General features: G+C 33.3%; 4 protein-coding genes. 2 read left to right on the top strand and 2 right to left on the bottom strand.

Annotated features, from left to right (window positions below; translation table 11 throughout):
* Together infB and aroH are read left to right on the top strand one after the other, a co-directional pair.
* The coding region (gene infB, locus AA81_RS01610; protein WP_103897969.1) for a translation initiation factor IF-2 at window positions 1–1,737 on the top strand (1,737 nt) is incomplete at its 5' end.
* 38 nt (window positions 1,738–1,775) lie between these two features.
* Complete coding sequence (gene aroH, locus AA81_RS01605) at window positions 1,776–2,132, top strand: chorismate mutase (protein ID WP_012208105.1); 357 nt, start codon at window positions 1,776–1,778, stop codon at window positions 2,130–2,132.
* 5 nt (window positions 2,133–2,137) lie between these two features.
* Here the strand turns inward: aroH and AA81_RS01600 are convergent, their stop codons facing one another.
* Both AA81_RS01600 and AA81_RS01595 read right to left on the bottom strand, forming a co-directional pair.
* Window positions 2,138–2,908, bottom strand: a complete 771-nt coding sequence (locus tag AA81_RS01600) for an ABC transporter ATP-binding protein (protein ID WP_211292621.1) — start codon at window positions 2,906–2,908, stop codon at window positions 2,138–2,140.
* A 20-nt stretch (window positions 2,909–2,928) separates the two neighbouring features.
* A partial coding sequence (locus AA81_RS01595) for a taurine ABC transporter substrate-binding protein (protein ID WP_211292620.1) occupies window positions 2,929–4,020 on the bottom strand: 1,092 nt, incomplete at its 5' end.

Genomic DNA, 4,020 nt, shown 5'->3' with positions numbered 1-4,020 from the left:
AAAGATATGTTTATGAAAGGCATAGTATTGAGGCCAGGTCAGAAACTAGATAAAACCATGGCAGAAGATATTAGTATGAGTTATAACGTTATTTTGAATTTTGAAATCGAAAAAGAGGAAGCAGAAGAGAAAGAAGAAGATGTAGAAGTTATTCTTGCCAAAAAGTGGAACGATATTTATGAAAAAGAGAAAGACAAATTGGCTCCACGTCCACCGGTTGTCACTATTATGGGACACGTTGATCATGGGAAAACGACTCTATTAGATAAAATTAGAAATACCCACGTCGCTGATAAAGAAGAAGGCGGTATTACTCAATCTATAGGTGCTTACCAGATAGAGTACAACGGCCAAAAGATTACTTTTATTGATACCCCTGGCCACGAAGCATTTACAGAAATGAGAGCCAGAGGAGCTCAAGTAACTGATATAGTTGTTCTTATCATTGCGGCAGATGATGGTGTTATGCCTCAAACAATAGAAGCTTATAATCATGCAAAAAGTGCCAACGTTCCTATAATAGTGGCTATAAATAAAATTGATAAACCTAACGCTAATGTTGAATTAACAAAACAACAGATGGTATCTAAACTCAATCTTATTCCAGAAGATTGGGGAGGAGATACAATAACAGTTCTTGTTTCTGCAAAAACAGGCGAAGGAATCGATGAATTGTTGGAAATGATTCTCTTAGTATCTGAAATGCAGGAGATAAGGTGCATCCCCGATGGAAAAGCTAGAGCAGTAATCATAGAAAGTCGAGTTGACAAAGCTATGGGTCCTTTGGGAACGGTTATAGTTAAAGATGGAATATTGAAAGTTGGGGATGATTTTATCTCAGGTTCTACTTATGGCAGAGTCAGAAGATTGATAAATGACAAAGGAGAAAGTTTAATAAAAGCCGTTCCTTCCACTCCTGTCCAAGTTTTGGGGTTTAATGATGTTCCAAACACACATTCTATTTTATACGTTATTGATTCAAAAGAAGAAGCCAGAACGCTAGCAGAAAAAGTAAAAGAAAAAGAAGAAGAAAAAAGTAAAGGTCCAGCTAAAAGACACGTGAAGCTTGAAGATATTATGCAAAAAATGGAAGAGGAAGAAAAAAAGAAATTAAATATTTTATTAAAAGCCAGTACTTATGGAGAAATAGAGGCTTTAAGAAACGCTATACAGAAATTCGAAAATCCGGAAATAGATATTGAAATTATACATGCGGGGATAGGACCGGTAAGCACAAGTGATATAATGTTAGCTTCCGCTTCAGATGCGATTGTTCTGGGTTTTAGAGTAAAAGCTGATTCAAAGGCATTAAAGATGGCAGAAGCTGAGGGAATAGAAGTCAGAAGGTACAATATTATATTTGATTTGATTGATGATATCAAAAAAGCTTTAGAAGGTATGTTAGAACCCATTCAAAAGGAAGAACTCACGGGAAATGGTGTAATTAAGGAAGAGTTCAAGATAAAAGGTGTAGGGAAAATTGCTGGTGTTCAAGTAAATGAAGGGTACGTTCAAAGAGATGGCGGAGTTAGAATTTACAGGAATGGCGGTTTGATTGCCGATGTAAAAATTAAGAGTTTGAAACATTATAAAGATGAAGTTAAATCTATTGAAGCACCTAAAGAATGTGGAATTCAATTTGAAAATTTCGAAGATTTCACTAAAGGTGATGAATTAGAGTTTTATAAGCATGTATTCGTTAAGCGAGAATTAGGTTTGGAACAAAAAACTAAATAATTAAGTGTTTTGGTGATAATAAATGGGGATATGATAATATGGATTCTGAATATAAAATAGTGGGAATAAGAGGAGCGACTTCCTTAAACGAAGATCATCCAATAGAATTAACTGAAAATGTTATAGAGTTATGGAATGAAATAATGAATAAAAACGATATATCACGTATAATATCAGTGATATTCTCTGTAACCCCTGACATCAAAAGTCTCAATCCTGCTACAATTCTACGTGAGAAATTAGATCTTAATAACGTCCCTTTTATGAGTTTAGAAGAAGCTTCCTTTAATGATTCTCGAAAAAAAATAATAAGGGTGCTGATTATTTGTGAAAGCAGCACCCAAAATTTTGTATACTTACATGAGGCAAAGAATTTAAGAACAAAAAAAGAATAATCTTTTTATATTACACTTTGAAAATTTATTAAATCTAAAATTTCGCTTTTTGTATTAAAATATTCTTCTGTATGAAGTATGTCTTTTGCTTTTTGAGTTAGCAACTTGTTAGTAAAATCCAGGGTGAACTCCTTTATTATTTTTCCAGGCCTGGGAGACATAACTAAAACTTTCGTACCGAGCATTAAAGCTTCGTCTACGTCATGAGTTATAAAAAATATACTGCAATTATTTTCTTGCCAAATATTTCGAATCAAATTTTGCATGTTACTTCTAGTAAATGCGTCTAAGGATCCGAAAGGTTCATCCATTAAGATAACTTCAGGATAATTTGCTAAAACTCTTGCAAGAGCTACTCTCTGTTTCATACCTCCCGAAAGTTCAAAAGGATATTTTTCTTCAAAACCCTCAAGATCAACTTCTTGAATAAAGAATTTTGAAATCTCTTCGATTTTATCTTTTGGTACTCCCCTACTTTTTGGCCCAAATTCAATGTTTCCTTTAACAGTCAACCATGGATATAGAGTAGGAGATTGAAATACAACTCCTCTATGCCAATCTGGACCTTCTATAGGATTTTCATGCATCAAACATTTTCCAGATGTTAATGGTATAAAACCTGCTATTACCCTTAACAGAGTACTTTTTCCACAACCAGAGGGTCCTAAAATGCATAAAAACTCACCTTTTTTTAATTCTAAATTAACATCTTTTAATGCTTCTATTAAGCCGGTTTTTGTTTGATAATTGACAGTCAAATTTTCGATTTTTATCAAAGTTTCTTTATAAAGATTGTCTATATCTCATCATCCTTTTCTATGGATTTTTCGATGTAATAAGGGTTAATGAATTCACTAAATTCTTCTAAGCTTGGTGAATTTTCGATAAAACCTTGAGAGTATAAAAAATCTGATGTATCTTTCATAACTTTTACAAAATTACCAGGATTTTCAGTTGTTCCCATATACATAGAACTGATCATCTCTTCTCTTGTAAGCCAAATTGAACCTTGCATTTGGGTTAAAGCAGTTTCAGGTGATATTCCTAAATTTTTTGAAACTATCTCAGCGGCACGTTCTGGATCATCTAAATAAATGTCGTTTGCTTCAGCCAAACAGTCTATAAAAGATACAACTAAATCAGGGTACTTTTCTGAAAATTTTTTACTAACTAAAGCAACATTTGCTGTAATATATCCTTTTTCTAACATATCCTCACTTGAAATTAAAACTCTTCCGCCATTTGCTATGAGTTCACCTAAAGAAGGTTGCCACGTATAAGCTGCATCTATATCGCCTCTTGACCAGGCAGCAACTATCTCAGCTGTTTTCATGTCTAGAAGTTGAACTTTATCTTCAATTCCTGCTTCTTTGAGAATGTTCAATAAAATATAATGGCTAGTGGAAGCAAAAGGAGTTGCTATTTTTTTACCTACAAGATCATTTATACTGTTTACTTCATCGTTCTCTCTAACGACCAAGGCCTCTATATCACCCAAGACTTCGTGTATCCAAATTAACTCTACATCAAGGTCTCTAACGAAAGCAATGATAGAATTTATGTTCCCCATGGTAGCAAAATCTATACTTCCTGAGGCAAAAGCTTGATTGGCTTCTACTCCAGAATCAAAAACTATAAAATTACATTTGATACCTTTATCAGAAAAGTATTTATCAAACAAACCCTCTTCAATAGCAATAGTTTCATCATTAGGTACTCTTAAAATCCCTATATTGATCTCTTCGGGTAAATCTTGCTGACCTTTATTACAACTTGTAAAGATAAGAGTTATCAACGTAATTAAAACAAAAAATAGTAAAGATTTCATTAATTTACTTTTCATATATGTCATAACACCTCCTCTAAATAAGAAACCAGCTTTTAAACC

The sequence above is a fragment of the Petrotoga halophila DSM 16923 genome (assembly GCF_002924615.1).
This window is presented reverse-complemented; position numbering and strand designations above follow the sequence as displayed.